Below are 26,213 nucleotides of genomic sequence, written 5' to 3' on the forward strand. Positions count from 1 at the left end.
TCAGTCGAGAGACCCTATTGCTCTTGGGTTTGGACCGCAACCGTCACGGACAAGATTTCCGCACCCGAACCGCGCGAAATACCACGAATGGGGGCTGCATCTTGTGCATCAAGGCCAGATCCGATCCGAATATAGCGCGCATCGGGGCAGCATTGGTTGGCGGGGTCAAAGCCGATCCAACCGATTCCCGCGACATATAACTCGCCCCAAGCGTGAGCGGCCTCGTGATCCATGCCATCCTGACCCGATTGCAGATAGCCCGAGACATAGCGCGCCGGGATGCCGCCGGCGCGGGCGGCTGAAATGAGCGCCTGCGCGTGGTCTTGGCAGACACCTTCGCCCTGCGCCAAGGCCTGCGCTGCGGTGGTTTGCGCGCGGGTGGTGCCGGGTTTGTAGGCGATTGCTGCGGAAATGGCCTCCATCAGCGCGTGACAGCCCGACAGCGGCGAGTCTGCAGCGGCGATCAACTGGCCAAGTTCGATCAGGGCGGCATCGGCAACCGTGGTGTCGGTGTCGCGCAGATAGGCTTCGGGCGGCACGATTTCCTTATGGCCGCGCAAGATGCCCGCCAGATCGGTGGTCAGCACCCGGCCAGAGACGCGCACTTCGATCTCATCGACAGGGCCTGCGACCGTCCAGCCCTGCACCCAATCGCCTGCACCATCGCGGAACGCGCTGCCCATGGTGCCGCCGGTCATCGTCACCGACCAATCGAGCACCTGTTGGCCATCGAATTTCGACGGCATCAAACGATGGCTTTGCACCACCCCGCGCACCGGGCGGTCATATCGGTAATGGGTGACATGGTCGACGCTGAGCAGCATTATTGCATATCCCCCGACAGGTAAGAGTTGTGGATGATCGCGCCCAGACCTGCGGCCTCGCCGATGAAGCGCGATAGAAACTCGTGCAGGCCTTCTTCAAAAATCTGCTCGGTGCTCTGATTTTCCAGATTGTGCAACAGGCTGGCAGCAACGCTTTGCGCCTCGGTCTCGCGGCCATAGAGTTTCGCAAGACGGGTGAGGTGGTTGTTCATCCCAGCCATGCAGGTGATCAGGCTGCGCGGACATTGTGGGTTCAGGATCAGGAAATGCGCGATTTTGGCCGAGGTGATCTCGCCGCCGTAAGCCCAATGAAAGGCGCGGCTGGCCGACATGGCGCGCAACAGCATCGACCATTGATCGTTATCAAGACCCGACCCGACATAATCGGCGCGCGGCAAAAGGACGTAGTATTTCACATCCATCAGACGAGCGGTGCTGTCGCCGCGCTCCAGATAATAGCCCATGTTCAGCATGTTATAGCCATCATTGCGCAGCTGGGTCGCATCAATTGCGCCGCGCACCATGGCGGTGTGACGGGTGACCCATTCGGTCAGGCGCGACAACTCGCGCATGCCGGTTTGCGCCTCAATCTGGCGGAGCTCTTGAAACGCGGTGTTCAGCGCATCCCAGACTTGCGTGGTCAAAGCGGTGCGGATGATGCGGGCGTTTTCGCGGGCATTGGTGATACAGGCGGCGACGGAATTGGGATTGTCGCGGTCGAAAAACAGATATTGCTCGATCTGCGCCTGCGCCGGTGCACCGTATTTGGCGGCATAGCCATTGGCGTTACCGCTGGCACGCAGCAGGCTGTCCCAATCGTTGCGATAGCCTTGCGCGGTGGGCAGCAGCGAAATCCGCGCGCCAACTTCCAGCAGGCGGGCAGCGGTCTCGGCACGCTCCATATTGCGGGCGATCCAGTAGAGATTGTCGGCGGTTCTTGAAAGCATGATTTACTCCGACAATACCCAAGTGTCTTTGACGCCGCCACCTTGGGATGAGTTCACCACCAAAGAGCCCTCGCGCAGCGCCACCCGCGTCAGGCCACCGGGGACAAGTTCGATGCGCTCGCCCACCAGACAATAAGGCCGCAGATCAACGTGGCGCGGGGCGATGCCTTCTTCGACAAAGGTGGGCGTGGTCGAGAGTGCCAAGGTCGGCTGCGCGATATAGTTGCTGGGATCGGCCTTGATCAGCAGGCGAAATTCTTCAATCTGCTGCTTGGTCGATTTCGGGCCAACCAACATGCCGTAACCGCCCGAGCCGTGGACCTCTTTCACAACCAATTCGTGCAGGTTTTCATCGACATATTTCAGATCAGACGCCTCGCCGCATTTCCACGTCGGCACGTTGTTCAAAAGCGGCTCTTCGCCCAAGTAAAACCGGATCATTTCCGGCACATAGGTGTAGACCGCCTTGTCATCGGCCACCCCTGCCCCCGGTGCCGAGCAGATCGACACCCCGCCAGAGCGATACACATCCATCAGCCCCGGCACGCCGAGCATGGAATCGGGGCGGAAGCACAAAGGATCAATGAACGCGTCATCAAGGCGGCGGTAGATCACATCAACGCGCTTTGGGCCTTCGGTGGTGCGCATGTAGACGAAAGCGCCATCGACGAACAAATCCTGACCCTCGACGAGTTCAACGCCCATCAGGTCCGCAAGGAAGGAATGTTCGTAGTAGGCCGAGTTGAAATGGCCCGGCGTCAGGATCACCACCGTCGGGGCGCGGTCGCATTTGGCGGGGGCGACCGAGGCGAGGGTGCGGCGGAGTTTGTCGGGGTAGCTGTCGATCGGCTCGATGCGGTTTTCGCGGAAGAGATCGGGGAACATCCGCATCATCATCTCGCGGGATTCCAGCATATAGGACACGCCCGAGGGGGTGCGGCAGTTGTCTTCCAAAACGTAGAACTCACCCGGCCCGGTGCGCACGATGTCGATGCCAACGATATGAGAATACACACCTTTTGGCGGCACAAATCCGCAGACTGATTTCTCGTAAGCGTCGTTCTGATAGACCAGCTTGCCGGGGATACGGCCCGCGCGCACGATCTCACCACGGCCATAGACATCGACCAGAAACGCATTCAAAGCGCGGGCGCGTTGTTTGATGCCACGTTCCAGTTTCGCCCATTCGCTGTGGGTGAAGACGCGCGGAAACATATCGAAGGGGATCAAACGGTCGGGGTCGCCGCCTTCGCCGTAAACCGCAAAGGTGATGCCGATGCGGCGGAACAACGCCTCGGCCTCGGCCTGTTTGGCCAGCCGGATGTCGGCGGGCATATCCGCACTCCACCCTTCCAGACCGGCATAAGGCGGGCGCACCGCGTTATTCTGGAACATTTCGTTAAAATAAGGGGTCATGCCGTGCCGCCTTTTCGTGCTGATTGAAACAAGTAAATGCTGCGGGCAAAGCGCCGTAAAGGGCAGAAGATTGAAAGCGCTTCGATTTTCACTGATCCGCCCGAAATAGCCGCAAAACGACGCTTAATTTTTAGGCAAACCGCTTTGAACACCTTTCTGCGCGCGACCTTGCACTGGGGGGCCATTGCCCCCTAGATACGTTCAACAATGAATGAGGTTCTGATGTCGTATACCCTGCCCCGCCCGATGGCACGTCCCGGCCAGCAACGCCCGGTTTTCGATGCCCGTATTGGCTCGAACTCGTTTGGAGATCTGCCGGATTGGGATCTGAGCGACCTGTATCCAGCCCCCGATGCGCCGGAATTGCTGCGTGATATGGCGTGGCTTGAGACGGCTTGTGCTGATTTCGCCGCGAAATATGAGGGCAAACTGGCAGGGCTGTCAGCCGCTGAGATGTTGGACTGTGTTGCCGCCTATGAGGCGATTGATGTGACGGCAGGGCGGATCGGGTCTTACGCGGGCCTGCGCTATTACCAGAACACGATGGATTCCGAGCGCGCCAAATTCATGGCGGATGTGCAGGACAACATCACCAATTTCACCACGCCTTTGGTGTTTTTCAGCCTTGAGTTCAATCGGTTGGATGATGGGGTTTTGGCGGGTCTGACGGCTGCAAACGCGGATCTTGCCCGCTACACTCCGGTATTTGAACGGATGCGCGCGATGCGGCCGCATCAGTTGTCGGATGAGATGGAAAAGTATCTGCACGACGCGTCGGTGGTCGGCGCATCTGCGTGGAACAAGCTGTTTGACGAGACAATGGCGGGGCTGATGTTTTCGGTCGCGGGCGAAGAAGAAGAGCTGAACCTTGAGGCGACGCTGAACCTGCTGACCGACAGTGATCGTGCCAAGCGCGAAGCGGCAAGCCATGCGCTTGCGGCGGTTTTTGACAAACATATCAAGCTGTTCGCGCGGGTTCATAACACTTTGGCGAAGGAAAAGGAAATTGAGGATCGCTGGCGCAAGATGCCCAGCCCGCAATATTCGCGCCATTTGGCGAACCATGTCGAACCCGAAGTGGTCGAGGCTTTGCGCAACGCGGTTGTGGCGGCCTATCCCAAGCTGAGCCACCGTTATTACAAGCTGAAAGCCAAATGGATGGGGCTTGACCGCTTGCAAACATGGGACCGCAACGCGCCTTTGCTGACCGAGGCACCGCGACTTGTGAACTGGGCGGAAGCCACTGAAACCGTGCTGTCGGCCTATGCCGCTTTTGACCCGCGGATGGCCGAGATAGCCAAGCCGTTCTTCACCGATGGCTGGATTGATGCGGGCGTCAAACCCGGCAAGGCTCCGGGGGCGTTTGCGCATCCGACGGTGACGACGGTGCATCCCTATGTGATGCTCAATTATTTGGGCAAGCCGCGCGATGTGATGACCTTGGCGCATGAATTGGGCCACGGCGTGCATCAGGTTCTGGCGGCGGGTCAGGGTGAACTTTTGTCCTCTACCCCGCTGACTTTGGCGGAAACTGCCTCGGTGTTTGGCGAGATGCTGACCTTCCGCAAGCTGCTGGACGGCGCGAAGACCCCGGCCGAGCGAAAGACCCTGCTGGCGGGCAAGGTCGAGGATATGATCAACACCGTGGTGCGCCAGATCGCGTTCTATGATTTTGAATGTAAGCTGCATGCGGCACGGGCAGAAGGTGAGCTTACGCCGGATGACATCAACATCCTGTGGATGAGCGTTCAGGCGCAATCCTTGGGCGAAGCCTTTGATTTCGCAGATGGATATGAGACCTTCTGGGCCTATATCCCACATTTCGTCCACTCGCCGTTCTACGTCTACGCCTATGCGTTTGGCGACGGTTTGGTGAACGCGCTTTATGCCGCCTATGCCGATGGGCTGCCGGATTTCCAAGAGAAGTACTTTGATATGCTGAAAGCGGGCGGATCGAAGCACCACAAGGAATTGCTGGCCCCGTTTGGGCTGGATGCCAGCGATCCGAAGTTCTGGGACAAGGGCCTGTCGATGATCGCAGGCTTTATCGACGAGTTGGAAGCGATGGAAGACTGAAGCCGCGCCGCCCCGGGCTTGATCCGGGGCCTTGTGGCATAAAAACGCCGCCCCGGATCAGGTCCGGGGCGGCGTCTTTTTATCAGTCAACTCAAGTGCTTACAGGCTGATGTTCACGCCGACTTTGTAAACGGTATCCATCATCGCTTGCGTGCCTTTGACAAATTCCAGCGGGCACGGATAAGCGACACCCTCGCGGATCGAACGGCCAAAAGCCTCAACCTGCAGCACATAATGGCTGGAGGTCGGGAAACGCTCGGTGGTGACTTTGTTGCCGTTCTGGTGCAGTTCAATCTCGGCAATGTCGTTGTAGTTGGCGTTGAACGGGCCGCCGTCAAGGCGGATCATGCCCTTGTCACCTTGGAACACCACGGTTTGGCGATTATAGGCGCGCATCGAAGTCATCGAGCCATAGGTGAAGCGGCCATGCGGACCGTCCATGATGCCTGCAACTTGGGCGAAAGTATCGACGCCGTTTTCAAGGATCAATCGCGCAGAAATATCAACGGGTTCGGACCCGGTGGTGAAGCGCGCACAGCCAAAGGTATAGACGCCGATATCGCGCAAGGAACCGCCGCCTGCGTCAGGGCGGTTGCGGATATTGGTGAGGTCTTCCAGACAGAAGGTGAAGGCGGCATCGACGTGGCGCAACTGGCCGATCTCACCCGCCTCAAGCCATTTTTTCGCCAGCTGCCACTGTGGGTGATGCACGATCATATAGGCTTCGGCCGCCAGCAAACCGCTGGCATCGCGGGCGGCGATGATCTGATCAATCTCGGAGGCTTGCAGCGCGATTGGCTTTTCAGTCAGCACATGCTTGCCCGCGGCAAGGGCTTTCAGCGTCCATTCGACATGCAGATGGTTCGGCAGTGGAATATAGACCGCGTCAATCGACGGGTCAGCCAGCAAAGCCTCGTAGGTGGAGTGGATTTTCAGGCTGGGGCAAAACGCCTGAAAACCAGCGGCTTTTTCCGGGCTGGAGGTCGCCAAAGCCGCAAGCTCTGCGCCCTTCGCTGCGTGAATCGCCGGAGCCATTTGCTCTTTCGCGAAATTCGCAGCCCCCAAAACACCCCAACGCACTGGCTTCATGATCTTCCCCCTGATGTGATGGCGCAAGCCTAGCGGGATGGCCATGTTAGCGCAACCAGCTTAGGCCTCGTTCTGGGGATCTTCACTGATTTTGCGCGGTTTTTTGATGAACGTATAGGCCAAGGCCACCAGATAAGCGCAATCGACCAAGGCCAGAGTGATCCAAGGATAGGTCAACAGGGCCGCCACAACGCCGACAAAGGCCAAGAGCACAAAGCTGACATTTTCGGCATAGATCGTGGCGCGTTTGAACGACGGGGTGCGAAACCGCCCCACCATCAGCGCGCCAACGCAGGCCATCCAAAGCGCGACCAGCCAGGTTGCATGCGGCTGACCATCGCCCAGCGCAAAGGCCAGAAACATCGGCAGCATCACCAGCAGCGCGCCCGCAGGCGAAGGCACACCTTGGAAGCTGTTGGAATCATTGTCAGGTTGGCGGTTGCCAATGTTAAAGCGGGCAAGGCGCAACAGGCAGGCGACGGCATAGATCAGGCAGGCGATCCAACCTTCGGCCCGCATGCCTTGCAGCGCCCAAAGGTAGGTGATCAGCGCAGGCGCGACACCGAAGTTGACGAGATCGCACAGGCTGTCAAGTTCAGCGCCCATGTCGGATTCGCTTTTCAGAAAGCGCGCAAGGCGACCATCAAGGCCATCCATCACCGCCGCCGCAATGATCAGCGCCACGGCCAGACCAAAACGGCCCTCAATCGCAAACCGCACCCCGGTCAGGCCCGCACATAGGGCCGCGACGGTCATGAAATTCGGGATCAACTGCACGATATGCAGCTTTTTGCGCGGACGTCGGCCAGATTGGGGGGATGGCAAATCGCTCATTCGCGGCTGGCCGCGCGGCGCAGCATATCGCGGTCCAGCTCGGCCAGAACGGTTTCGCCGCCAACCATGGTTTGACCGACAGCCACCAGCGGCTCTACCCCGTCTGGCAAATAGACATCAAGGCGCGAGCCGAAGCGGATCAGACCAAAGCGTTCGCCGGTGCGCAGGGATTGGCCCTCGGACACAAACGGCACGATGCGGCGGGCGACAAGCCCCGCAATCTGCACCACGATCAGGTGGCGCCCATCGGGAAGTTCCAGCAGCAGGCTGTTGCGCTCGTTATCTTCAGACGCTTTATCGAGCGAGGCGTTAAAGAATTTACCCGGACGATAGGCCATTTTGGCGATGCGTGCGGCAATCGGCGCGCGGTTAACATGGCAGTTGAACACCGACATGAACACCGAAACCCGGGTGAGCGCATCATTGCCCGCGCCCAGTTCCGGCGGCGGCACCGCGCGTTCGATCAGGCTTACCACGCCATCGGCGGGCGAGACGATCAGGCCGCGCCCCTGCGGGACCGAGCGTTTCGGATCACGGAAAAAGTAGTAGCACCAGACGGTTGCACCGACGCCCAGCCAACCCAGCGGATCCCATATCCAGAACAGCACCAAGGTGATCGCGGCAAAGATCGCCACGAATTTATAGCCCTCTCGGTGCATTGGTTTCAGGAAGGTTTCCAGCATGGTCATTCGGAGCGCCCTTTTATGGCCCGGCAGTTTGATCCGGCTGTTTAGCCGCTGTGCCGGGCTGACGCAACCTTTGGGCGCTGTTTTACGCCCAAAGGAGTTTGCATTTACGCAGGCACAACCATGCCTTTGCCCAGCGCCAGCGAACGCATCCGCTCTTGCAGCTTTTCAAAGGCGCGCACTTCGATCTGGCGAATACGCTCACGGCTGACGCCGTAGCTTTCCGACAGCTCTTCCAAAGTGATCGGGGTTTCCGACAGACGGCGCTTCATCAGCACGTCTTTTTCCCGATCATTCAGCGCCGACATAGCCTGATGCAACAGGTTCATCCGCGTATCGAATTCGTCGCGTGCCTCGTAATCGCCGGCTTGGTCGCTGTCTTCATCTTCCAGCCAATCCTGCCATTGCGTGGTGCCTTCGCCGTCCGAGCCGACGGTGGCATTCAGCGAGGCATCGCCGCCGGACAGACGCCGGTTCATATCGACGACTTCATGCTCAGACACGTTCAGATCGGTGGCGATGCGGGTCACATTTTCGGGCCGCAGATCGCCCTCTTCCAACGCGCCGACCTTGGCTTTGGCCTTGCGCAGATTGAAGAACAGTTTTTTCTGCGCCGAAGTGGTGCCAAGTTTCACCAACGACCACGAGCGCAGGATGTATTCCTGAATCGAAGCCCGGATCCACCACATCGCATAGGTCGCCAACCGGAAGCCTTTTTCGGGGTCAAAGCGCTTGACCGCTTGCATCAGGCCGACATTGGCTTCGGAAATCACCTCGGCTTGCGGCAGACCATAGCCGCGATAGCCCATCGCGATTTTGGCGGCCAGACGCAGGTGGCTGGTGACCATCTTATGCGCCGCCGGGCTGTCTTGGTGATCAACCCAGCGCTTGGCCAGCATATATTCTTCTTCGGGTTCCAGCAGCGGGAATTTGCGGATTTCCTGCATGTAACGGTTCAGCCCCTGTTCCGGGCTTGGTGCTGGCAGATTGGCATAGGTGCTCATGTTTGACGCTCCCTCGTTAGCCCGGTGCAGTTTCGCCCCCGGGGCATCGCAACTTATGTATGCCGGACGCAGGGTTCAAGCATCCTGCACACAACTTGTTTAACGAAAGATGGTTCCGTTTCCGTCGCAGCGAAAGGTTTGTAACATTCCGGTCACGGGAATGTCAGGGCAAGCCGCGTTTTGGTCATCCTCTGTGCCTGATTATTTCCACCGGAGGTATCCTACATGGGCCATAGGAGCCTCCGGTGGAGATTTTAGACCATTGTGAATGGCCACGGTGGCAATTCAGGTCTTGCCGAGCGCGGCAAGAAGGCCTTGCAGGTCGGCGGGCAAGGGTGAGGTGAATTCGAGCATCTCGCCCGTCACCGGATGCGCGAAGCCAAGGCTGGCGGCGTGCAGGGCTTGGCGCGGGAAGCTGTTTCCAAGCTCGGCCACTTCGGGGCCAAACAGTTTTGGTGAGACCTTTTTCTTGCCGCCATAGGTCTGATCGCCGATCAGGCCGTGGCCCGCATAGGCCATATGCACGCGGATCTGGTGGGTGCGGCCGGTTTCCAGCCAACATTCGACCAAGGCAGCACCCCCACGGAAATCCTCGACCACGCGGGCGCGGGTGACGGCGTGACGGCCCGAGTGCCAGACGACGGCTTGGCGTTGGCGGTCGGTTTTGTGCCGCTCCAGATGGGTGGCGATTTTCAGGATGCCACCAGCCTCAAAGCTGATGCCTTGCAGGCCACGGATGCGCGGATCATAGGCCGAGGGCACGCCGTTCACCACTGCCATGTAGTGACGGTTGACGGTGTGGGCCTCGAACTGCGCAGCGAGGCCGTGATGGGCGCGGTCGGATTTGGCGACCACCAGCAGGCCGGTGGTGTCTTTGTCGATGCGGTGGACAATGCCGGGGCGACGTTCGCCGCCGATGCCCGACAGCGTATCACCGCAGTGGTGCAAAAGCGCGTTCACCAGCGTGCCCGAGGGCGTGCCGGGGGCGGGATGCACCACCATGCCTGCGGGTTTGTCGATCACGATCAGATCGCCATCTTCCCAGATCACCGACAACGGGATATCTTCCGGCAAAGTCGCTACATCAACGGCGGGAGCGAGGATAAGGGTGTAAACCTCGCCCTCTTTCACCTTGGTTTTTGGATCGGTCACAGCCTGCCCGCCGCGCAACACATCGCCCTCGTCGATCATCTTCATCAAACGCGAGCGCGATAGCGCTGCATGCTCTGGCACTGCGGCGGCAAGCGCCTTATCAAGGCGTTGCGGGGCGTCTTCACCGATCGTGATGATCAGCTGACCGCCCGCGCCTGCGTCTTCGTCTTCAAAAGGGCTCGCCATGACTGACACTCCGATCGAGCCGGGCTTGCCGCCCTCGCTCCGCTTGCTGAAAGGGTTGGTGATCGTGCTGATGATCACCATGATTGTCGGTGTCATAACCGTGGTCGCGCTGCTTGTCACCCGCATGCCGGATATGCGCGCCCGCGCGCCGGAGTTGCCCACAAGTTTGCAGATGCCCAGCGGCGCTGTGGCGCAGGCAGTGACGATGGGCACGGGCTGGATTGGCGTGGTCACCACTGATCAGCGGATTTTGATTTTTACGCCGCAGGGGCAGTTGCAGCAGGAAATTGCCATCGCTCCAAACCCCGTGCCCTAGTGGTTTTGCTTGACCACTGGCCGCGCGTGATCTTTGCTATCTGCGACGGTTGCGGGGTGCAAAGATGAGGATGTTGCGATTTATCCTGCCCCAAGGCGACACCGCCCGCGCAGAAATTGAGCAACAAGTTCAGCTGTTGCTGCGGGTAGAGCCGACGCGGCTGCTGACCACCTCGGTGGCCTTTTTACTGACGGCGGTGTTTTTGCCGATCTGGCTGGCGCTGGGCGCGATGGGGCTGGATTTGCTGTTGGAAAGCCTTGGCCTGAGGCTGATGCGCAATCTTGATCCGGCGCGGCATCGGCTGCGCTATCTGGCGGCACTGGGCACGGTCATTCTGAGCGAGGTCAGCTTTGCACTGCCCTGTCTGCTGATCTGGCAACAGGAGGGCGACTTTGCCAAGGCGACAGCGGTGGGTTTGCTGAGCATGACGCTGTTTCAGCTGAGCACGGTGCGCGCAATCCATCTGCCGTTTGGGATGGCGGGGGCGATTGGGGCCGGATTGGTCGCGGCGATTGGCAATGGCTATTACTGGTGGCATCAGCAATCTTTACTGGGGTTTGCGATCTCGAGCATGGGGTTGTTGGCAGCACTGGCTTACGCGTTTGGTGCGATGTTTTCCAACCATGCGCTGCATGTCGAACTGATGCAGCGCGGCGTCAAAGCCGATGCGGCGAACCGCGCCAAGGGGCGGTTTCTGGCACAGATGAGCCATGAGTTGCGCACGCCCTTGAATGCAATCGTTGGCATGGGCGAGGCCGAATTGGCGCAAAGCCCCGATCCGGCTGCGCGGGCGCGGATGGGCACTTTGGTCGGCTCGGCCATGGATCTGGCGGCGATCCTTGATGACATTTTGCAAATGGCGGCGGTGGAAGAACAGCAACTGCCGATCCGCCCGGTGGTGGCGCAGCCTCGGGCGGTGATCGAGGCCACGGTGGCTTTGTTTCAGCCGGTGTTTGATCGGGCCGGGCTGTGGCTGCGGCTGGATTTTGTCGATCTGCGCCAAGCGGGCGGCGCAGCTGCGTTGCAGGTGCCAGAGCATGCGGAATTTGATCCGCAACGGCTGCGGCAATGCCTGTCGAACCTGTTGTCCAATGCGCAGAAATTTACCCAGACGGGGGGCGCATCGGTCCGGGTCAGCTATCGACCGCAAAGCCTGCGCGCCCCTGGCAAACCAGCGTTCGGGGTGTTGCAGATTGATGTCTTGGACACTGGCAGGGGCATCTCGGCCATCGAGCGCGCGACGCTGTTTCGCCCGTTTCAGCGCGGAGACAGCACGCATGCCGGGTCAGGCTTGGGGCTGGCAATCAGCCGGGGCATTGCACAACAGATGCAGGGCGATCTGGAGTGTCTGCCCAGCCCGACCGGGGCTTTGTTCCGGCTCACCCTGCCGATCCGTCCTGCGGAGATCACCCAGAGCACGCCGGCTGTGGCAATGGATTTGACCGGTAGGCATATTCTGGTTGTCGATGATATTGCCACCAATCGGCTGGTGGCTGCGACCTATCTGCGCGGCATGCAGGCGCGGGTCGAAGAAGCCGCGAGCGGCGCTGCGGCTTTGAGCAAGATTGCAGCCGCCCGCCCCGATCTTGTGCTGCTTGATCTGCATATGCCGGGATTGTCGGGGGCCGAGACTTTGGCCGCGATCCGTGCTCTGCCCGGGCCACATCTGACTGTGGTTGCGATGACGGCAGACACTTCGGTTGCAGAGCGTGCGCAGTATTTGGCGGCAGGGCTGGACGGCTGCGTGACCAAACCATTGACGCTACAGGCGTTGCAGCTGGGTCTTGCGCCGCATCTGGCAAAGGCAGTGCGGCGCTGATCGCAGTTTTGGTCTGGGGGCGTTGTTCTGCTGGCACAGATCAGGGCGCGCTGGACATTGGCAGGATCGCAAGCGTCAACTGCCGTCAAATCAAGCAGGAGAATCGGCATGATGGGTGATCTGGGCGCGCGGGATGCGACAGAGCTTGCGGGGATGGTGGCATCGGGTCAGGTGACGGCGAGCGAGTTGCTGGACGCTGCCTTGGCGGCGGTTGCGGCGCATAATCCGGCGATCAATGCGGTGGTGCTGGTGCAGGAAGATGCCGCACGGCGCGCAATTGCCGAAGGGCTGCCGCACGGGCCGTTCCGGGGTGTTCCGTTTTTGCTGAAGGATCTTGGCTGTGAGGCGGTGGATTTTCCGGGCCACAATGGCTCGCGTTTGCTGATGAACACCCAATACGCGCGGGACTCCGCGATATGGGAGCGTATTCGCGCCACAGGTGTGGTGAATTTTGGTCGCACCACCAGCCCGGAAGGCGGCGTTGGCGCGGTGACCGAGGCTGCGGTTTATGGCGGGCCTACCCGCAATCCGTGGAATTTGGATCACACCTCGGGCGGCTCATCCGGCGGCGCTGGGGCGGCGGTTGCGGCAGGGATCGTGGCGTTTGCGCATGGTTCGGATGGCGGCGGCTCGGTGCGCATCCCTGCATCTAGCTGCGGCTTGTTCGGGTTCAAATCGACGCGGGCGCGGTTGCCGGATGGGCCATACAGCGGCGAGGGCTGGGCGGGCATGGCGATTGACGGCTTTCTGACGCGATCGGTGCGCGACACAGCTTTGATGCTGGATGCTTGCGAGGGGCCTGATCTGGGCGCACCTTATGTCGCCCCGCCCTTGGCTCATGGCCATGCAGCAGCGATCAGCCGTCCGCCGCGCCGCCTGCGGGTGGCTTTGTGCGATACGACCTTTACGGGTGAGGCGATTGACCCCGAGGTGGCGCAAGCCGTGCGCGATGCCGGGGCGCTGCTGGAAAGCCTTGGCCATCATGTCGAACCGGGGCGGCCCCGTGCCGATGTCGATATGATGATGCGGGCCTGGACCGATATTGTCGGCGTGGGCACGGCCTTGTCGATCCAGAAGGCATTGGGCGGGCGGGCTTTGACGCCCGATCTTGTCGAGGGCATTGGCCGCTCGGCTTGCGCCTATGCCGCCACCCTGCCCCCGACCCGCTATCTGGAGGCGGTGGGCGAGATTCATGCCTTTGGTCGTCAGATGGCCGGGTATTTCGCGGGCGGCCCGGATCATGCGGGGCCGGATATTCTGCTGTCGGCGACTTTGGCCGAGCCGCCGGCAAAGGTTGGGCGCTATCACCATGACCGCGATGATTATGTGAATTACCGCGTCGGGCCGGGCGGGATCTTTTCATATTCGCCGTTCTGCGCGGTGTTCAATGCCAGCGGCCAGCCAGCGGCATCGCTGCCGCTGGGGCAATCCGCCAGCGGTTTGCCGATTGGCGTGCATCTGGCGGCGGCTTATGGGCGCGATGAAGAGCTGATCGCACTTTGTGCTGAAATCGAATCTGCGGCACCTTGGGCAGGTCGACGGGCCAAGATGGCTTAACGCCTGCCTAAGCGCTGCTAAACCTACGGCTTTGTCGCGGTTCATCGGCTGCCGCAGCTTTAGGCATTTGCACAACCTAAGCGGCAACTGCCTAGTCTTTCGGCACATCAGGGCAAGTTTCTGTTGCGCCATGGCGTTGCGGCTGCACAATATGATCAAAATTAAACGGGAGCGAGTCACCTTGAGCCAACAAAACGCCGTTGAGGCCCGCAATGCGGTGAAAGCCTTCGGGCAAGGCGACAATGCGGTGCGCGCGCTGAATGACGTATCCATTGAAATCCGCAAGGGCGAGTTTTTTACGCTGCTCGGCCCCTCCGGCTGCGGCAAGACCACGCTGCTGCGGCTGATCGCGGGGTTTGAGATGCCGACCTCTGGCACAATCCTGCTGGAAGGCGCTGACATCACCTACCTGCCGCCGAACCAGCGTCCGGTGAATACGGTGTTTCAAAGCTATGCACTGTTTCCGCATCTGACGGTGGCGCAGAATATCGGCTTTGGACTGCAAATGCAGGGCCGCCCGAAGGCCGAGGTCAAGGCCACGGTGGACCGGATGCTGGCCTTGGTGAAGTTGGAGGCGATGGCCAGCCGCAAGACCAGCCAGCTTTCGGGCGGCCAACAACAGCGGGTGGCTTTGGCGCGGGCTTTGGCTCCGTCGCCGAAAGTGCTGCTGCTGGACGAGCCATTGTCGGCGCTGGATCTGAAGCTGCGCCGCGAAATGCAGGGCGAGTTGAAGCGCTTGCAGACGGAAACCGGGATCACGTTTATTTTCGTGACCCACGATCAGGAAGAAGCGCTGACGATGTCGGACCGCATCGGCGTGATGTCGGCGGGCAAACTGCAACAGGTCGGCACCCCGCGCGAGATTTACACACGGCCGCACAATCGCTTTGTCGCAAGCTTTATCGGCGAGACGAATTTCCTGCCCGCCACCTCGGATGGCAGCACCCTGACCCTGCCCGGCGGCTATCAGATTGAAGCCCCCGCTGGCACCAAAGCCGGTCAAGTCACCGTCACCGTGCGCCCCGAACAGGTCAAGCTAAGCCCAACCCCCGAGGCTGGCACCCTGCCCGCCACCGTGCGCGGCGTGGTCTATATGGGCACCGACATGAACTATCAGCTGCATCTGGCCGATGGCACCGAGATTGAGGCTTGTGTGGTGTCAGACGTGACGGGCGAGGCGGCATTGGCTGCGGGCCAGACCGTTGGCGTGCGCTTTACCCCCGGTGCTGCCCAAGTGTTGGAGGATTGAATGAGCGCTGCTGAAAAAGCCCAAGCCGCGCAATCCACCCGCAACGGCTGGCTGCTATCGACCCCGGCATTGGTGATCCTGACGCTGTTTGCCGTCGGGCCCCTGATGATCGTGGTGGTGTATTCCTTCCTTGCCCCCGGCCAATACGGCAATATCGAATGGGCGTTCTCGCTGGATGGATGGCGCGGCATCCTGTGGACCAAGGACATTTTCGACGACACTTACGGTCTGGCCGACGCCAATGTGACGATCTTTTGGCGCTCTATCAAACTGTCGGTGCTGACCACGCTGCTGACCTTTGCTGTGGGCTTTCCGACCGCTTGGTTCATCGCCACCCGTCCGGCAAAATCGCGGGCTTTGTGGTTGTTTCTGATCACTATTCCGTTCTGGACCAACCTGCTGATCCGCACCTATGCGATCAACGAAGTGATCCGCAACGAGGGTTTGCTGAACACCGTGCTGATCAAGCTGGGCCTGATCTCGGAACCTTTGCGCATCATTTACACCGATACCGCGGTCTTCATCGGCATGGCTTATGTCTATCTGCCACTGATGGTGTTGCCGCTGTTTGCCGCCATCGACCGCTTTGATATGCGGCTGCTGGAGGCCGCTTATGATCTTTACGCCAGCCGCTGGCAGGTGTTGCGCCGCGTCATCCTGCCGATTGTAAAGCCGGGGATCATTGCTGGCTCTATTCTGGTGTTTGTGCCCTCTTTGGGCGCTTATGTGACGCCGCGCGTGCTGGGGGGCGGCAAGCAGATGATGATCGGCAACTTTATTGATCTGCAGTTCGGTCAAGGGCGCAACTGGCCCTTGGGGGCGGCTTTGTCGCTGACGCTGCTGATCATCGTGACGGTAGCGCTGCTGATTTATGTGAAATATGCAAATCGGGATACTGCTCATGGCCACTAAATCATTCTCGGTCGCCAAGCTGCCCGGCTTTACCGCCACGGCGGTGATCGTGTTCGTGACGCTTTACCTGCCGATCCTGACGCTGGTGGCCTATTCGTTCAACGCCAGCCAATCGGTGGCGATCTGGGGCGGCTTTTCGTGGGATTGGTATGTGAAGGCGTGGAACAATGACGCCGTCAAAGATGCCACGGTCCGGTCGTTGCTGATCGCAGTCTGTGCTGCGCTGATTTCCACGGCCGTCGCCACCATGGCGGCACTGGGCACCACACGGCGCAAGGCATTCAAGGGCCAGACCTTTATCTACGTGATGATCAACCAGCCGCTGATGGTGCCCGAGATTGTCACCGCGGTATCCCTGCTGATCCTGTTTGGCATGATCAAGCAGGCGACGGGAATCCAAGGCATCGGCTATGTGATCTTTGCCCATGCCGCCTTCTGCATCCCCTTTGCCTATCTGCCGATCCGCGCCCGGCTAGAGGGCATGGATATGACGCTGGAAACCGCCGCAGCTGATCTTTACGCAAGCCCGTGGCAGACCTTCCGCCATGTGACCTTGCCAATCCTGCTGCCCGGTGTGATCGCCGGCGCGATGCTGGCTTTTGTGATCAGCCTTGATGATGTGGTGATCACCGAATTCGTCAAATCTGGCGGGCAAGATACCTTGCCAACCTACATGCTGGGGCAAATGCGCCGTCAGCTGACACCCGAGATTAACGCGATCTCGTCGATGCTGCTGGCGCTGACCATTGTGCTGTTGACCGCATTCTTCCTGCTGACCCGCAAAAACGACTGACCCTGCAACCATCTGTGCCACGATAAAAAAGCTTAACGATAAAAAACGTCCCTCCTCACCGTCCAACACCGGAGCCTGCCTGATGAAAAAGCCTCTGCTCGCCCTTTCCTTGCTGTTATCCACCACCTCGATTGCTGCGGCCGAAGGCCAGTTGAACCTGTTCAACTGGGGCGATTACACCTCGCCGGAGCTGCTGGAAAAGTTTGAAAAGGAAACCGGCATCAAGGTGACGGTCACCGATTACGACAGCAATGACACCGCACTTGCCAAAGTGTCGGCGGGCGGTGGCGGTTATGATCTGGTGGTGCCCTCGGCGCATTTCGTGCAGATTTATGTCGAAAAGGGTCTGATCCAGAAACTGGACCTCAGCAAGCTGCCGCACCACAGCAACATCGCGCCGGAATGGATGGATGTGGAATGGGACAAGGGCCGCAACTACACGATCCCGTGGCAATGGGGCACGACTGGGATTTCGGTCGACACCTCGATCTACAAGGGCGATCCGAACACCTCTGAAATTTTCCTGAACCCACCAGAAGAGTTGAAGGGCAAGATCAACGTCGTGCCCGAAATGAACGAAGTCGTCGGCCTTGCGGTGATGTGGGCGGGTGGCAAACCCTGCACCGAGGATGTCGCGGTACTGAAAAAGGCGCATGATGCGCTGATCAATGCGCGGCAATACTGGATTTCGATGGATTATGGCACCACCGAGCGCATGGCGAACGGCGATTGGGCGGCCTCGGTGAACTGGTCGGGCGAAACCTTCCGCTCGCGGTTGAAAAACCCCAATGTGGTCTATGGCTATCCGAAAGAGGGCTATCCTTTGTGGATGGATTCGGTGGCGTTGCTGAGCGATGCGAAAAACGTCGATGAGGCATATAAATTCCTCGATTTCATCAGCCTGCCAGAAAATGCGGCACTGATCTCGGCCTTCGCGCGTTACCCCAACGGCATCAGCGGCTCGACCGAATTCATGCCCGCCGATATGGCGACCGCACCCGAGGTCAATATCCCGGCGGAATTCAAAGCGGCTGGCCATTTCTTGCCCGCCTGTTCGGGCAAGGCACTGGACTACATGACCGCAATCTGGACCGATCTGCAAAAATAACAACGAGACGAAACCTAGGGAGACGACAATGAAAAAACTATTCTCAGCCACACTTCTGTTGCTGGCGAGCACTTCGCTGGCATCGGCGGAAGGCACGCTGCAGCTGTTCAACTGGGGCAACTACACCAGCCCTGAACTGCTGGCAAAGTTTGAAAAAGAGACCGGCATCAAGGTGACGGTGACCGATTACGACAGCAACGACGCGGCTTTGGCCAAGGTCGAGGCGGGCGGGTCGGGGTTTGATCTGGTGGTGCCTTCGGCCAACTATGTGCCGATCTGGGTGGCAAAAGACCTGATCGTGCCGCTGGATGACAGCAAGTTGCCGCACAAAGGCAATATCGCGCCGGAATGGATTGATGTGGCTTGGGACAAGGGCCGCACCCATACGATTCCGTGGCAGTGGGGCTCGACCGGGATCGCGGTGAACACCAAGGTTTATGGCGGCGACATCAACACCTCGGCGGTGTTTCTGAATGTGCCGGACGAGTTGAAGGGCAAAATCAACGTCGTGCCCGAGATGAACGACGTGGTGAACCTTGCACTCTGGTATGTCGGCGGCGAGCCTTGCACCGAAGATACCGAAGTGCTGAAGAAAGCCCGAGATGCGCTGGTGGCCGCCAAGCCCGATTGGTTGTCGATGGATTACGGCGCCACTGAAAAGCTGTCGAACAACGATTGGGCGGCAAGCGTCAACTGGAACGGCTCGACCATGCGTGTGCGTCTGGCGAACCCGGATGTGAAATACGGCTATCCGAAAGAAGGATTCCCGTTGTTTATGGATTCGGTGGCGCTGCTGAAAGACGCGCAGAATGTCGAGGAAGCCTACAAGTTCCTTGATTTCATCATGATCCCGGAAAACGCCGCGATGATTTCGTCGTTCGCGCGCTATGCCAACGGCATTGCCGGGTCGGATGCGTTCATGCCGGAAGACATGAAAACCGCGCCGGAAGTGGTGGTCCCAGAAGAGTTCAAAGCCTCGGGCCATTTCCTGCCGACCTGCTCGCCGAAAGCGCAGGAATACATGACCGCGATCTGGACGGAACTGCAAAAGTAAGCAGGCTGCGGTGACAGCGGGGGTGCGGGGGGTGCTGAGCCCCCCGCTTCTTTGCAAGCCGCACAAATTTGGAGAGGGCATCCGCCCCCTCCAACCCTCCCCACATTCCCCCCCTAAAATTTGCACACAGGATGGCCAAGATGGCTTTGCACAAGAGGTCGGCCTCTGATCTGGCGCGGATGATTGCGGCGCGCAAAGTCGCCCCCTCCGAAGTGATGGCCGATCATCTTGCGCAGATTGCAGCGACCAATGGCGTGGTCAATGCGGTGATTTCCCTGCGCAACGATGATGATCTGATGGCCGAAGCGCGGGCGATGGATGATGCGAAGCCCTTGGGTTGGCTGCATGGGTTGCCGCTGGCGGTGAAGGATCTTTGTGCGACCAAGGGGTTGCGCACCACCTATGGCTCGCCGTTGTTTGCGGATTTTGTGCCGATGACGGATGATTTGTTGGCGGCCCGGATGCGGGCGGCTGGGGCGATTTTCATTGGCAAGTCCAACACGCCCGAATGGGGCCATGGCAGCCATTCATTCAACCCGGTGCATGGCGTCACCCGCAACCCCTATGATCTGACCGTCACCGCAGGCGGATCTTCAGGGGGCGCTGCGGCGGCACTGGCCGCCCGGATGGTGCCGGTGGCGGATGGCTCTGATATGATGGGCTCTTTGCGCAATCCGGCGGCATTTTGCAACGTCTACGGCTTTCGGCCCAGTTGGGGCTTGGTGCCCGCCGATGCCGAAGGAGACACCTTTCTGCGGACCTTGGCGACAGAAGGGCCGATGGCGCGCGATGTGGAAGATCTGGCCAACCTGTTGTCGGTGCAGGCCGGGGTAAACCCCGAGGTGCCCTTTGGCCGCGATGGACGCGATTTTGCAGCGCAGCTTTCCATGGATATGAGGGGCAGGCGGATTGCATGGCTGGGCGATTGGGGCGGTGCCTATCCGTGCGAGCCGGGGATCTTGCAATTGTGCGAGGCCGGTTTGCAGGTGTTTGCCGATCAGGGCGCGCAGATCGAGGCCATCGCCCCCCCCTTCCCGGCTGCAAAGCTGTGGCAGGCTTGGACCACCCTGCGCGCGATGTTGAATGCGGGTGGCATGAAGGCGCTTTACGACGATACCAGCAAACGTGCGCAGCTGAAACCTGAGACGATCTGGGAGATCGAGCAGGGTCGCGGCATGTCTGCGCAGGCTGTTTATGAAGCAAGCGTGATCCGCAGCCGCTATTATGCCCACATGGCCAAGCTGTTCCAGAAATTCGACGCGGTGGTGTTGCCGACGGCGCAGGTCTGGCCGTTCCCCGTCGAGTGGCGCTGGCCGCAGAGCATCAATGGCCAAGCGATGGACACCTATCACCGCTGGATGGAGGTGGTCATTCCGATCAGCCTGATCGGTTTGCCCGCGCTGAACGTCCCGGTGGGCTTTGGCAGCAATGGTCTGCCGATGGGCATGCAGATCGCGGGCCCGGTGGGGGCGGATGCCGCCGTGCTGGCGATGGGGCAAGCCTATCATCTGGCGACAGATTGGCCAGGCAAGCAGCCGCCAAAGCTGAGCGAAAGGCCTGCCTAGCGCGTGTCTGGTGGCGAAGCTGTTGTTTTCGCCAAAATCAGACAGGCTTTAGGGCTGCAGAATGGTGCGGTGCAAATAGGCCAGAATATCGCCCTGCACCTCGGCGCTGGCCTGATCCAGACTGTTTACGCAGATGAACAGCACATCCGCGCGGGCCTCAGCCTCGGCAATTTTCTCGCGGATGCGCTGGGGTTTGTCGACATCGGCGCGGAAGTATACCGTGTTGTCTGCCGGCGCGATTGTGGCACTGCCTGCAGCAAGTTCTAGATGGCAGGCGAGGCTGGTGGGGTTGAACTGCGCACCATGCCGGAAACGCCGCGCCATATTCGCCTCGATCACCCCAGGATGCGCCGCCTGAAACCGCTGAAAGGTGGAGCGGCGTAGCGGATGCGGGATATGGCCAAAGCTGAAAAACCGCAGCCCCGGTGCTGCCAATCGCGCCGCGTTCAACTGGCCTGCCTTGAAGCCGCTGGGCCGCCAATCCTTGCCGCGCCCTTTCAACCTTCCGACGATCCGTTGCAACAGCACCGCCAGCCCATAAGCGCGGCTCATCCAGCGACCGCGCAGCACTGGCCCGCGATCCGTATAGAAATCAGCGACTTGCACCGGGCGGATCAGAAAGAAATCATCGTTCAGATACAAGAAACGCTCTGCCAGATCGGGGATGCGGTAAAGTGCTGTCTCGATCGAGCGGCTGGAAAACACCGGCAGCATCGCGTCATGCCCCGCATAGATCACTTTGTGATCGACGATCTTCACCCGCGTGCGGTTTGCCGGATCGGCGGCCCAAAGTTCGGACACGACCGCCGGGGTTTGGCCATCGGTGACAATGTGGATGCAGCGCAGCCATGGTGCAAATTTCAGCAGCGCCATCAGACTGAAGCGGATTTCGTCGCGGCTGGCAAAGCGGGTGGCCTCGACGCCTGCCGCGCCAAAGCCCGGATCATAGGCCCGACGTTTGGCGGCATGGGCGGGGTCTTCGCCGTCTACCCATGTCAGCACCGCATCAATCGGCTCGCTCACAGCACCGACCGCAGGCCTTGGGGGATCAGCACCACCGGCGGGCCGGGCAGCGGCGCAGGCTTGTTCCAGGCCAGCAGGCGACGTTTCCACGTCAAGCGGCTGCGAAAGTCATCCAGCAGGGGTTCGGCGGGAGTCGGGGTGGCAGCTTCGACCATGCGGAACAGGCTTTCGCGGCGCTGCATATGCGGGCCCCAGCCTGCCGCGATCAGGTTGGGATCATTGGCGCGGCCCATCGCCGTCTCGTAATCAATCATGCCGAAATGGAACATGTAAAGATCAGGATGGATGTGGAAATTGCGCCGCTTGACCCGGTGCAGCCCCGCGCCCCAAGTGATCGGTTTGAAGGCCAACACCGGCTTGGTATAGGCGTTGGACACCACCGCCACCCGGCGTTGCGCCAGAAACGGCTGCGACGGATCAATCGCGGGTTCCGATTTAAGATCCTGCACCACATCAAGGCCCATACCCGACAGAGTTGCCGTGCGCGGCTTGTGGCTTTGGATGAACGCATCAAGGCTGGCGTGGCGGGCGGGGTCTGCCACCAGAAACTCATCCACATCGGTGGCGATCACCGCATCGTAGTCATAGCGCCACAGCGTCCGCGCCAGATCGGAAATCGCGCGGCTGCGATTATGTTCCATCACGACCCGGCGCAGCGGCACATTGCTGACCTCTGCCGCCCAGTCACGGTGGCGCAGATGCAGAAAGTTGACGCCCTCGAACCCGGCCGGAATGGTTTCATCCAAGCCGTCGATGATCACAAACAGCGATTGCCGCCCGAAATTGCCGCCGTAATAGTCGATCCATTTGCGCAGAAAAATCCGGTCATTGCGCACCGTGGTGATGCAGGCGACTTTTACGGCGGGGCTGGTCGTCAGCGGATCGGGTGCGAGATGTGCGGGCACTTTGGTCTCCGGTTGCGGCAGGCCAGCTTTACCGCAAGACGCCCAGCGCCGCAATTCCTTGCGCGGGCAGCCGATATGACGGGTTTTGCGCAAAATCTGGGCGAATGTAACAGTTTTGTAACTGGATTTGACCCACAAATCGCGGCCAATCCTATGCAAAGCTTAAGCAATATGCCATATAGAGCCTAAGCGCGGCTCTGAAGAACCGCAGCGTATAATACGAGTGAGGCCGATCAGATGACCCAGACCCTAGCCGCAGTGCCGCCACCACAGGCCGAAGCATGCCCTGTGCAATATGGCGCTTTGTGCTGGCGGATGCACCGTGGCAAGGTCGAAGTGCTGCTGATCACCAGCCGCGACACCGGGCGCTGGGTGATCCCCAAGGGCTGGCCGATGGACAAACGCTCGCCCTCCGAGGCTGCGATGCAAGAGGCGTGGGAAGAGGCTGGGGTGCGCGGTGAGATTGCGCAGACATCGCTTGGCCAGTTCAACTATGTCAAACTGCTGACACCGAAGCGCAGCTGCGAATGTGCGGTTGAGGTGTTTGCCTTGCGGGTGTCAGAGCTCGCCGACAAATTCCCCGAGCGGAAAGAGCGTCGCCGCAAGTGGTTTGCCGCCGACAAAGCCGCGCGCAAGGTGAACGAGCCGCAGCTGCGGATGGTGCTGGCCGGGCTGAGCGCCGATATGGCGGCACAGCCCGCGCTGCTTGTCGCCCAATAAGCCTTTCCCCATTAGGCACTGCGTTTCTAAGCCCCTGCGCTTCTAATCCCCAGCACTGGCAAACCCCTGCACTCGCAAGCCCTTGCCAGTGCTTGAAAAGCGGCGCACCTTGCTTAGATAAGATGCGTCCTTTCGGTTTGGCCAAAGCATGATCCACTATGCGCTGCGTTGCAGCAAATCTCATGATTTCGACAGCTGGTTCCAGTCTGCGGCGGGCTATGACAGCCTGCGCGCGGCGGGTCAGATCGTTTGTCCGCTTTGTGGTGATACCGCAATTGAAAAAACTCTGATGGCCCCGGCAGTGCGCCCTGCCCGCAAAGCAGGTGAGGTCGCGGCGCGGCCAAAGCTCAGCGAACCTGCCTCAGAATTGGAAGCGGCCTTGGCCGAGATGCGCCGGCAGGTCGAGGCGAACTCGGAATATGTCGGGCTGAATTTCGCAGCCGAGGCGCGGCGGATGCACGACGGCGATATCGACAGCCGCGCGATTTACGGCGAGGCCAAGGCCGACGAGGCCCGCGCTTTGATCGAGGATGGCGTGCAGGTCATGCCCCTGCCGTTCATGCCCCCCAGAAAGGCCAATTGATGACCACTTTGATCACCGGGGCCAATCGCGGCATTGGCCGGGCGTTGTTTGAGCATTACCGCGCGTCGGGGGAAACGGTGATCGGCACCAGCCGCAGCGCGTCGCAAGGCCTGATCCGACTGGATGTGACCGATGCCGCAGGTCAGCAGGCGTTGGGGCAAAGCGTTGAAACGCTTGATCTGTTGATCTGCAATGCCGGGGTTTACCCGGATCGCGGCCAGCGTCTGGACGATGGCTATGCGCCAGCGTTATGGGCCGAAGGCTTTGCCACCAATGTGACGGGGGTGTTTCTCAGTGTACAAGCACTGTTGCCCGCACTGGCCCGGGCGGGCGGCAAGATCGCAATCATCTCATCGCAGATGGCATCGGATACTCTGGCCCCCGGTGGCAGCTATATCTACCGCGCCTCAAAGGCTGCGGCCCTGAATTTGGGGCGCAATCTGGCCAGCGATCTTAAAGGGCGCGGCATTGCGGTGGGGATATATCATCCGGGCTGGGCCCAGACCGATATGGGTGGCGCGGGCGCGGATATTACCGAAGCGCAATCAGCGCTTGGGCTTGCCGCGCGCTTTGCTGCGCTGTCGCTGGCAACCACGGGCTGCTTTGAAACCTGGGATGGCCGCGCGCATCCATTTTAAGGCCACGCGCGGGTTGAATTGGCTTTGGTGGCCAAGGGTTTCCCCAGACACCCTTGCCGGATCTGCGATCACCAAGCGTTTGTTGCCACCGCATAACCCCCACAATCAGGGCAGCCGGCGCATACGCCCTACATCCTAGCTTAGTTTGATGCAGAAATGCTTTTTGACCGGCTGTTCGATCTTCCACACGCCTTTGAAGCCCGGCTCGACCACAAAGCCATCGCCCGGGCGAAGCGTAACAGGGCTGCCGCCATCGGGGGTGATGGTGATTTGCCCCTCGATCAGATGCACGAATTCGTAGAATTTATACACCGTGTGCCAGCTGCCCAAGGTCGCCGCCCAAGTGCCACTGATCACGCTGCCGTCGATCGAGGTGTGCTGCACCCAGGTTTTCATCGTCGGGTTGCCTTCGATCTTGGTCCAGCCCTCCAGATCGGTCAGCATTGGCTCGGGGCCGGGGGCGGGAAAGCGGAAAACCATATCAGCCATGTCAGTCCTTCCAGAATAATGTCGGGTTTGGCTGTTTTGGTAAGACCTTAGCACCAGACTGACAAGAGCCTGCGATTGCGGGCCCGCAGTGGAGGCCAGAGGGGGGTGCGGGGGGAGGTTGCCTCCCACCGCCCTATCCCCAAGCTGAAGGCTTGGATCAAGCCTGCGGATCGGGCATAACGTCGCCACGGCGCGCAGGGTGACGCGGGCCCCAAGCAGATTTAGCGAAAGATGAGGGTGCCATGGGCGTGTCGATCCGCGAAGCAAAAGCAGCCATCCGTGCAGCCATGCCGGGCGATGCTGAACATCTTGCGCGCTTCATCAATATGGCGGCCGATGATCTGCCGCTGCATTTCTGGCAAAAATCCGTCGGCGCGTCGGGGGACCCTTGGGCTTATGGCAAAGAGCGCGCCGCCCGCGAAACCGGCAGCTTTTCTTATCGCAACGCTTGGTTGGCCGAAGTTGACGGCGCGGTGGCGGCTTGTCTGCTGGGCTATCCCGCCGAGGCCGAGCCCAGCCCGATCGCCCCCGATACCCCGGCAATCTTCGTGCCGCTGATGCAGCTAGAGGCTTTGGCCCCCGGATCGTGGTATCTGAACGTGCTGGCCACCTACGAGCCGTTTCGCGGCAGGGGCACGGGCAGCGCGCTGCTGGCCCATGCCGAACAAATCGCCCGCGCGTCGGGTCATGATACCATTAGCCTGATCGCCGCTGACAGCCACGCGGAGGCGCGCCGCCTTTACACCGGCAAGGGTTTTCGCGAACTGGCCCGCCGCGCGGTGGTCAAGGACGACTGGCAGGTCGATGCGGCAGAATGGATTTTATACACAAAATCCGTGGCTTGAACTCCCCCCCCGAACAGCAAAAAGCGCGCAAGCCGACAGGGCTGCGCGCTGAATGTAGTGCAGACCCTGAATGGATCAGATCTGCTTTTCCGGCATCTGAACCCGCAGGCCATCCAACGCATCGGTGACTTTGATCTGGCAGGTCAAGCGCGAGGTCGCGGGATTGGGGTTCCATGCGAAATCCAACATGTCTTCTTCCATCGCATCTTTGGCAGGCAGACGGTCGACCCAAGCCGGGTCGATATAGACATGGCAGGTCGAACAAGCGCAGGCGCCACCGCAATCGGCCTCGATGCCCGGAATACCGTTGTCACGCGCGCCCTCCATCACGGTCAAGCCGTTTGCGACATTGACCACATGTTCCTTGCCGCCGAATTCAACGTAGATGATCTTGGCCATTCTGCTATCCTAACCTTGCCTGCC

The 26,213-nt window shown here is 60.1% G+C and carries 26 protein-coding genes; 14 read left to right on the top strand and 12 right to left on the bottom strand.

Translation table 11 applies throughout. The features are described 5' to 3' along the window. Positions 1–14 precede the first annotated feature (14 nt). The 3 genes from QQJ98_RS14675 to QQJ98_RS14685 are packed head-to-tail and all read right to left on the bottom strand — an operon-like array spanning position 15 to position 3,187. A complete protein-coding gene (locus QQJ98_RS14675) occupies positions 15–824 on the bottom strand; it encodes a transglutaminase family protein (protein ID WP_284326095.1) in 810 nt (269 codons plus the stop codon). Beyond that, entirely contained in the window at positions 824–1,771 is a 948-nt protein-coding gene (locus QQJ98_RS14680) for an alpha-E domain-containing protein (protein WP_284326096.1), read from the bottom strand. Before QQJ98_RS14680 ends, QQJ98_RS14675 begins: the two co-directional genes overlap by 1 nt. Positions 1,772–1,774: 3 nt before the next feature. Further along, positions 1,775–3,187, bottom strand: coding sequence for a circularly permuted type 2 ATP-grasp protein (locus QQJ98_RS14685; protein WP_284326097.1), 1,413 nt, complete (start codon positions 3,185–3,187; stop codon positions 1,775–1,777). A gap of 222 nt (positions 3,188–3,409) precedes the next feature. Between QQJ98_RS14685 and QQJ98_RS14690 the strand changes: the two genes are divergently transcribed. Then, entirely contained in the window at positions 3,410–5,263 is a 1,854-nt protein-coding gene (locus QQJ98_RS14690) for a M3 family oligoendopeptidase (RefSeq protein ID WP_431307825.1), read from the top strand. Between the two features lie 99 nt (positions 5,264–5,362). Here QQJ98_RS14690 and QQJ98_RS14695 read toward each other — a convergent pair whose 3' ends face one another. From QQJ98_RS14695 to QQJ98_RS14715, 5 genes are all read right to left on the bottom strand, one after another. Beyond that, positions 5,363–6,352 (bottom strand): Gfo/Idh/MocA family protein, encoded by a 990-nt coding sequence (locus QQJ98_RS14695; RefSeq protein WP_284326098.1) that lies wholly within the window; start codon positions 6,350–6,352, stop codon positions 5,363–5,365. Positions 6,353–6,412: 60 nt separating this feature from the next. Continuing rightward, complete coding sequence (gene pssA / locus QQJ98_RS14700; protein ID WP_284326099.1) at positions 6,413–7,186, bottom strand: CDP-diacylglycerol--serine O-phosphatidyltransferase; 774 nt, start codon at positions 7,184–7,186, stop codon at positions 6,413–6,415. Continuing rightward, positions 7,183–7,875, bottom strand: coding sequence for a phosphatidylserine decarboxylase (locus tag QQJ98_RS14705; RefSeq protein ID WP_284326100.1), 693 nt, complete (start codon positions 7,873–7,875; stop codon positions 7,183–7,185). Before QQJ98_RS14705 ends, pssA begins: the two co-directional genes overlap by 4 nt. Positions 7,876–7,979: 104 nt before the next feature. Continuing rightward, positions 7,980–8,876 (bottom strand): RNA polymerase sigma factor RpoH, encoded by an 897-nt coding sequence (gene rpoH / locus QQJ98_RS14710; protein WP_284326101.1) that lies wholly within the window; start codon positions 8,874–8,876, stop codon positions 7,980–7,982. A gap of 285 nt (positions 8,877–9,161) precedes the next feature. Further along, positions 9,162–10,214, bottom strand: coding sequence for an RluA family pseudouridine synthase (locus QQJ98_RS14715; protein WP_284326102.1), 1,053 nt, complete (start codon positions 10,212–10,214; stop codon positions 9,162–9,164). Between QQJ98_RS14715 and QQJ98_RS14720 the strand changes: the two genes are divergently transcribed. From QQJ98_RS14720 to QQJ98_RS14760, 9 genes are all read left to right on the top strand, one after another. Next, the gene (locus QQJ98_RS14720) at positions 10,213–10,530 is read left to right on the top strand and encodes a DUF6476 family protein (RefSeq protein WP_284326103.1); all 318 of its coding nucleotides are present in this window, start codon (positions 10,213–10,215) and stop codon (positions 10,528–10,530) included. The genes QQJ98_RS14715 and QQJ98_RS14720 overlap by 2 nt on opposite strands. 64 nt (positions 10,531–10,594) lie before the next feature. After that, entirely contained in the window at positions 10,595–12,349 is a 1,755-nt protein-coding gene (locus tag QQJ98_RS14725; protein ID WP_284326104.1) for a response regulator, read from the top strand. 108 nt (positions 12,350–12,457) lie between these two features. Next, entirely contained in the window at positions 12,458–13,906 is a 1,449-nt protein-coding gene (locus QQJ98_RS14730; protein ID WP_284326105.1) for an amidase, read from the top strand. Between the two features lie 181 nt (positions 13,907–14,087). Beyond that, positions 14,088–15,155 (top strand): ABC transporter ATP-binding protein, encoded by a 1,068-nt coding sequence (locus QQJ98_RS14735; protein WP_284326106.1) that lies wholly within the window; start codon positions 14,088–14,090, stop codon positions 15,153–15,155. Continuing rightward, positions 15,156–16,067 (top strand): ABC transporter permease, encoded by a 912-nt coding sequence (locus QQJ98_RS14740; RefSeq protein ID WP_284326107.1) that lies wholly within the window; start codon positions 15,156–15,158, stop codon positions 16,065–16,067. It abuts the gene before it with no gap. After that, positions 16,057–16,860 (top strand): ABC transporter permease, encoded by an 804-nt coding sequence (locus QQJ98_RS14745; RefSeq protein ID WP_284326108.1) that lies wholly within the window; start codon positions 16,057–16,059, stop codon positions 16,858–16,860. The genes QQJ98_RS14740 and QQJ98_RS14745 overlap by 11 nt, the downstream gene beginning before the upstream one ends. 82 nt (positions 16,861–16,942) lie before the next feature. Then, positions 16,943–17,968, top strand: a complete 1,026-nt coding sequence (locus tag QQJ98_RS14750) for an extracellular solute-binding protein (RefSeq protein ID WP_284326109.1) — start codon at positions 16,943–16,945, stop codon at positions 17,966–17,968. Positions 17,969–17,996: 28 nt separating this feature from the next. Further along, the gene (locus tag QQJ98_RS14755; protein ID WP_284326110.1) at positions 17,997–19,022 is read left to right on the top strand and encodes an extracellular solute-binding protein; all 1,026 of its coding nucleotides are present in this window, start codon (positions 17,997–17,999) and stop codon (positions 19,020–19,022) included. A gap of 140 nt (positions 19,023–19,162) precedes the next feature. Continuing rightward, positions 19,163–20,587 carry an amidase gene (locus QQJ98_RS14760; protein WP_284326111.1) on the top strand — a complete coding sequence of 475 codons (1,425 nt, stop codon included), beginning with the start codon at positions 19,163–19,165 and terminating at the stop codon, positions 20,585–20,587. A 48-nt stretch (positions 20,588–20,635) separates the two neighbouring features. Here QQJ98_RS14760 and QQJ98_RS14765 read toward each other — a convergent pair whose 3' ends face one another. Continuing rightward, positions 20,636–21,610: a Stealth CR1 domain-containing protein gene (locus tag QQJ98_RS14765; RefSeq protein WP_284326112.1), complete on the bottom strand. Its 975-nt coding sequence runs from the start codon at positions 21,608–21,610 to the stop codon at positions 20,636–20,638. Beyond that, positions 21,607–22,515: a glycosyltransferase family protein gene (locus tag QQJ98_RS14770; protein ID WP_284326113.1), complete on the bottom strand. Its 909-nt coding sequence runs from the start codon at positions 22,513–22,515 to the stop codon at positions 21,607–21,609. Before QQJ98_RS14770 ends, QQJ98_RS14765 begins: the two co-directional genes overlap by 4 nt. 237 nt (positions 22,516–22,752) lie before the next feature. Here QQJ98_RS14770 and QQJ98_RS14775 point away from each other — a divergent pair, with 237 nt between their 5' ends. The 3 genes from QQJ98_RS14775 (at position 22,753) to QQJ98_RS14785 (ending at position 24,456) form a co-directional block, all read left to right on the top strand. Beyond that, a complete protein-coding gene (locus tag QQJ98_RS14775) occupies positions 22,753–23,235 on the top strand; it encodes an NUDIX hydrolase (protein ID WP_284326114.1) in 483 nt (160 codons plus the stop codon). A gap of 148 nt (positions 23,236–23,383) precedes the next feature. Then, positions 23,384–23,818 carry a DUF1178 family protein gene (locus QQJ98_RS14780; protein ID WP_284326115.1) on the top strand — a complete coding sequence of 145 codons (435 nt, stop codon included), beginning with the start codon at positions 23,384–23,386 and terminating at the stop codon, positions 23,816–23,818. Then, complete coding sequence (locus QQJ98_RS14785; protein ID WP_284326116.1) at positions 23,818–24,456, top strand: SDR family NAD(P)-dependent oxidoreductase; 639 nt, start codon at positions 23,818–23,820, stop codon at positions 24,454–24,456. Before QQJ98_RS14780 ends, QQJ98_RS14785 begins: the two co-directional genes overlap by 1 nt. A gap of 135 nt (positions 24,457–24,591) precedes the next feature. Here QQJ98_RS14785 and QQJ98_RS14790 read toward each other — a convergent pair whose 3' ends face one another. Continuing rightward, entirely contained in the window at positions 24,592–24,945 is a 354-nt protein-coding gene (locus QQJ98_RS14790; RefSeq protein ID WP_284326117.1) for a cupin domain-containing protein, read from the bottom strand. Between the two features lie 242 nt (positions 24,946–25,187). On the opposite strand from QQJ98_RS14790, the gene QQJ98_RS14795 reads away from it, so the two are divergent. Beyond that, on the top strand, positions 25,188–25,790 hold the full coding sequence (locus QQJ98_RS14795; RefSeq protein ID WP_284326118.1) for a GNAT family N-acetyltransferase: 603 nt from the start codon (positions 25,188–25,190) through the stop codon (positions 25,788–25,790). Positions 25,791–25,865: 75 nt separating this feature from the next. On the opposite strand, the gene QQJ98_RS14800 is transcribed toward QQJ98_RS14795, so the two are convergent. After that, a complete protein-coding gene (locus QQJ98_RS14800) occupies positions 25,866–26,189 on the bottom strand; it encodes a 2Fe-2S iron-sulfur cluster-binding protein (protein WP_284326119.1) in 324 nt (107 codons plus the stop codon). Between the last annotated feature and the right edge of the window lie 24 nt (positions 26,190–26,213).

Origin of the sequence: Cypionkella aquatica (assembly GCF_030161095.1) — a bacterium.
In the GTDB taxonomy this organism is placed as follows: domain Bacteria; phylum Pseudomonadota; class Alphaproteobacteria; order Rhodobacterales; family Rhodobacteraceae; genus Cypionkella; species Cypionkella aquatica.

Bases quoted from the DNA above. Each gene is read 5' to 3' on its own strand.
- QQJ98_RS14745 (WP_284326108.1), top strand. From the start codon at position 16,057: ATGGCCACTAAATCATTCTCGGTCGCCAAGCTGCCCGGCTTTACCGCC.
- QQJ98_RS14690 (WP_431307825.1), top strand. From the start codon at position 3,410: ATGTCGTATACCCTGCCCCGCCCGATGGCACGTCCCGGCCAGCAACGC.
- QQJ98_RS14785 (WP_284326116.1), top strand. From the start codon at position 23,818: ATGACCACTTTGATCACCGGGGCCAATCGCGGCATTGGCCGGGCGTTG.
- QQJ98_RS14705 (WP_284326100.1), bottom strand. From the start codon at position 7,875: ATGACCATGCTGGAAACCTTCCTGAAACCAATGCACCGAGAGGGCTAT.
- pssA (WP_284326099.1), bottom strand. From the start codon at position 7,186: ATGAGCGATTTGCCATCCCCCCAATCTGGCCGACGTCCGCGCAAAAAG.
- rpoH (WP_284326101.1), bottom strand. From the start codon at position 8,876: ATGAGCACCTATGCCAATCTGCCAGCACCAAGCCCGGAACAGGGGCTG.
- QQJ98_RS14685 (WP_284326097.1), bottom strand. From the start codon at position 3,187: ATGACCCCTTATTTTAACGAAATGTTCCAGAATAACGCGGTGCGCCCG.
- QQJ98_RS14730 (WP_284326105.1), top strand. From the start codon at position 12,458: ATGATGGGTGATCTGGGCGCGCGGGATGCGACAGAGCTTGCGGGGATG.
- QQJ98_RS14680 (WP_284326096.1), bottom strand. From the start codon at position 1,771: ATGCTTTCAAGAACCGCCGACAATCTCTACTGGATCGCCCGCAATATG.
- QQJ98_RS14775 (WP_284326114.1), top strand. From the start codon at position 22,753: ATGACCCAGACCCTAGCCGCAGTGCCGCCACCACAGGCCGAAGCATGC.
- QQJ98_RS14750 (WP_284326109.1), top strand. From the start codon at position 16,943: ATGAAAAAGCCTCTGCTCGCCCTTTCCTTGCTGTTATCCACCACCTCG.
- QQJ98_RS14760 (WP_284326111.1), top strand. From the start codon at position 19,163: ATGGCTTTGCACAAGAGGTCGGCCTCTGATCTGGCGCGGATGATTGCG.
- QQJ98_RS14675 (WP_284326095.1), bottom strand. From the start codon at position 824: ATGCTGCTCAGCGTCGACCATGTCACCCATTACCGATATGACCGCCCG.
- QQJ98_RS14780 (WP_284326115.1), top strand. From the start codon at position 23,384: ATGATCCACTATGCGCTGCGTTGCAGCAAATCTCATGATTTCGACAGC.
- QQJ98_RS14695 (WP_284326098.1), bottom strand. From the start codon at position 6,352: ATGAAGCCAGTGCGTTGGGGTGTTTTGGGGGCTGCGAATTTCGCGAAA.
- QQJ98_RS14755 (WP_284326110.1), top strand. From the start codon at position 17,997: ATGAAAAAACTATTCTCAGCCACACTTCTGTTGCTGGCGAGCACTTCG.
- QQJ98_RS14720 (WP_284326103.1), top strand. From the start codon at position 10,213: ATGACTGACACTCCGATCGAGCCGGGCTTGCCGCCCTCGCTCCGCTTG.
- QQJ98_RS14790 (WP_284326117.1), bottom strand. From the start codon at position 24,945: ATGGCTGATATGGTTTTCCGCTTTCCCGCCCCCGGCCCCGAGCCAATG.
- QQJ98_RS14800 (WP_284326119.1), bottom strand. From the start codon at position 26,189: ATGGCCAAGATCATCTACGTTGAATTCGGCGGCAAGGAACATGTGGTC.
- QQJ98_RS14795 (WP_284326118.1), top strand. From the start codon at position 25,188: ATGGGCGTGTCGATCCGCGAAGCAAAAGCAGCCATCCGTGCAGCCATG.
- QQJ98_RS14715 (WP_284326102.1), bottom strand. From the start codon at position 10,214: ATGGCGAGCCCTTTTGAAGACGAAGACGCAGGCGCGGGCGGTCAGCTG.
- QQJ98_RS14740 (WP_284326107.1), top strand. From the start codon at position 15,156: ATGAGCGCTGCTGAAAAAGCCCAAGCCGCGCAATCCACCCGCAACGGC.
- QQJ98_RS14725 (WP_284326104.1), top strand. From the start codon at position 10,595: ATGAGGATGTTGCGATTTATCCTGCCCCAAGGCGACACCGCCCGCGCA.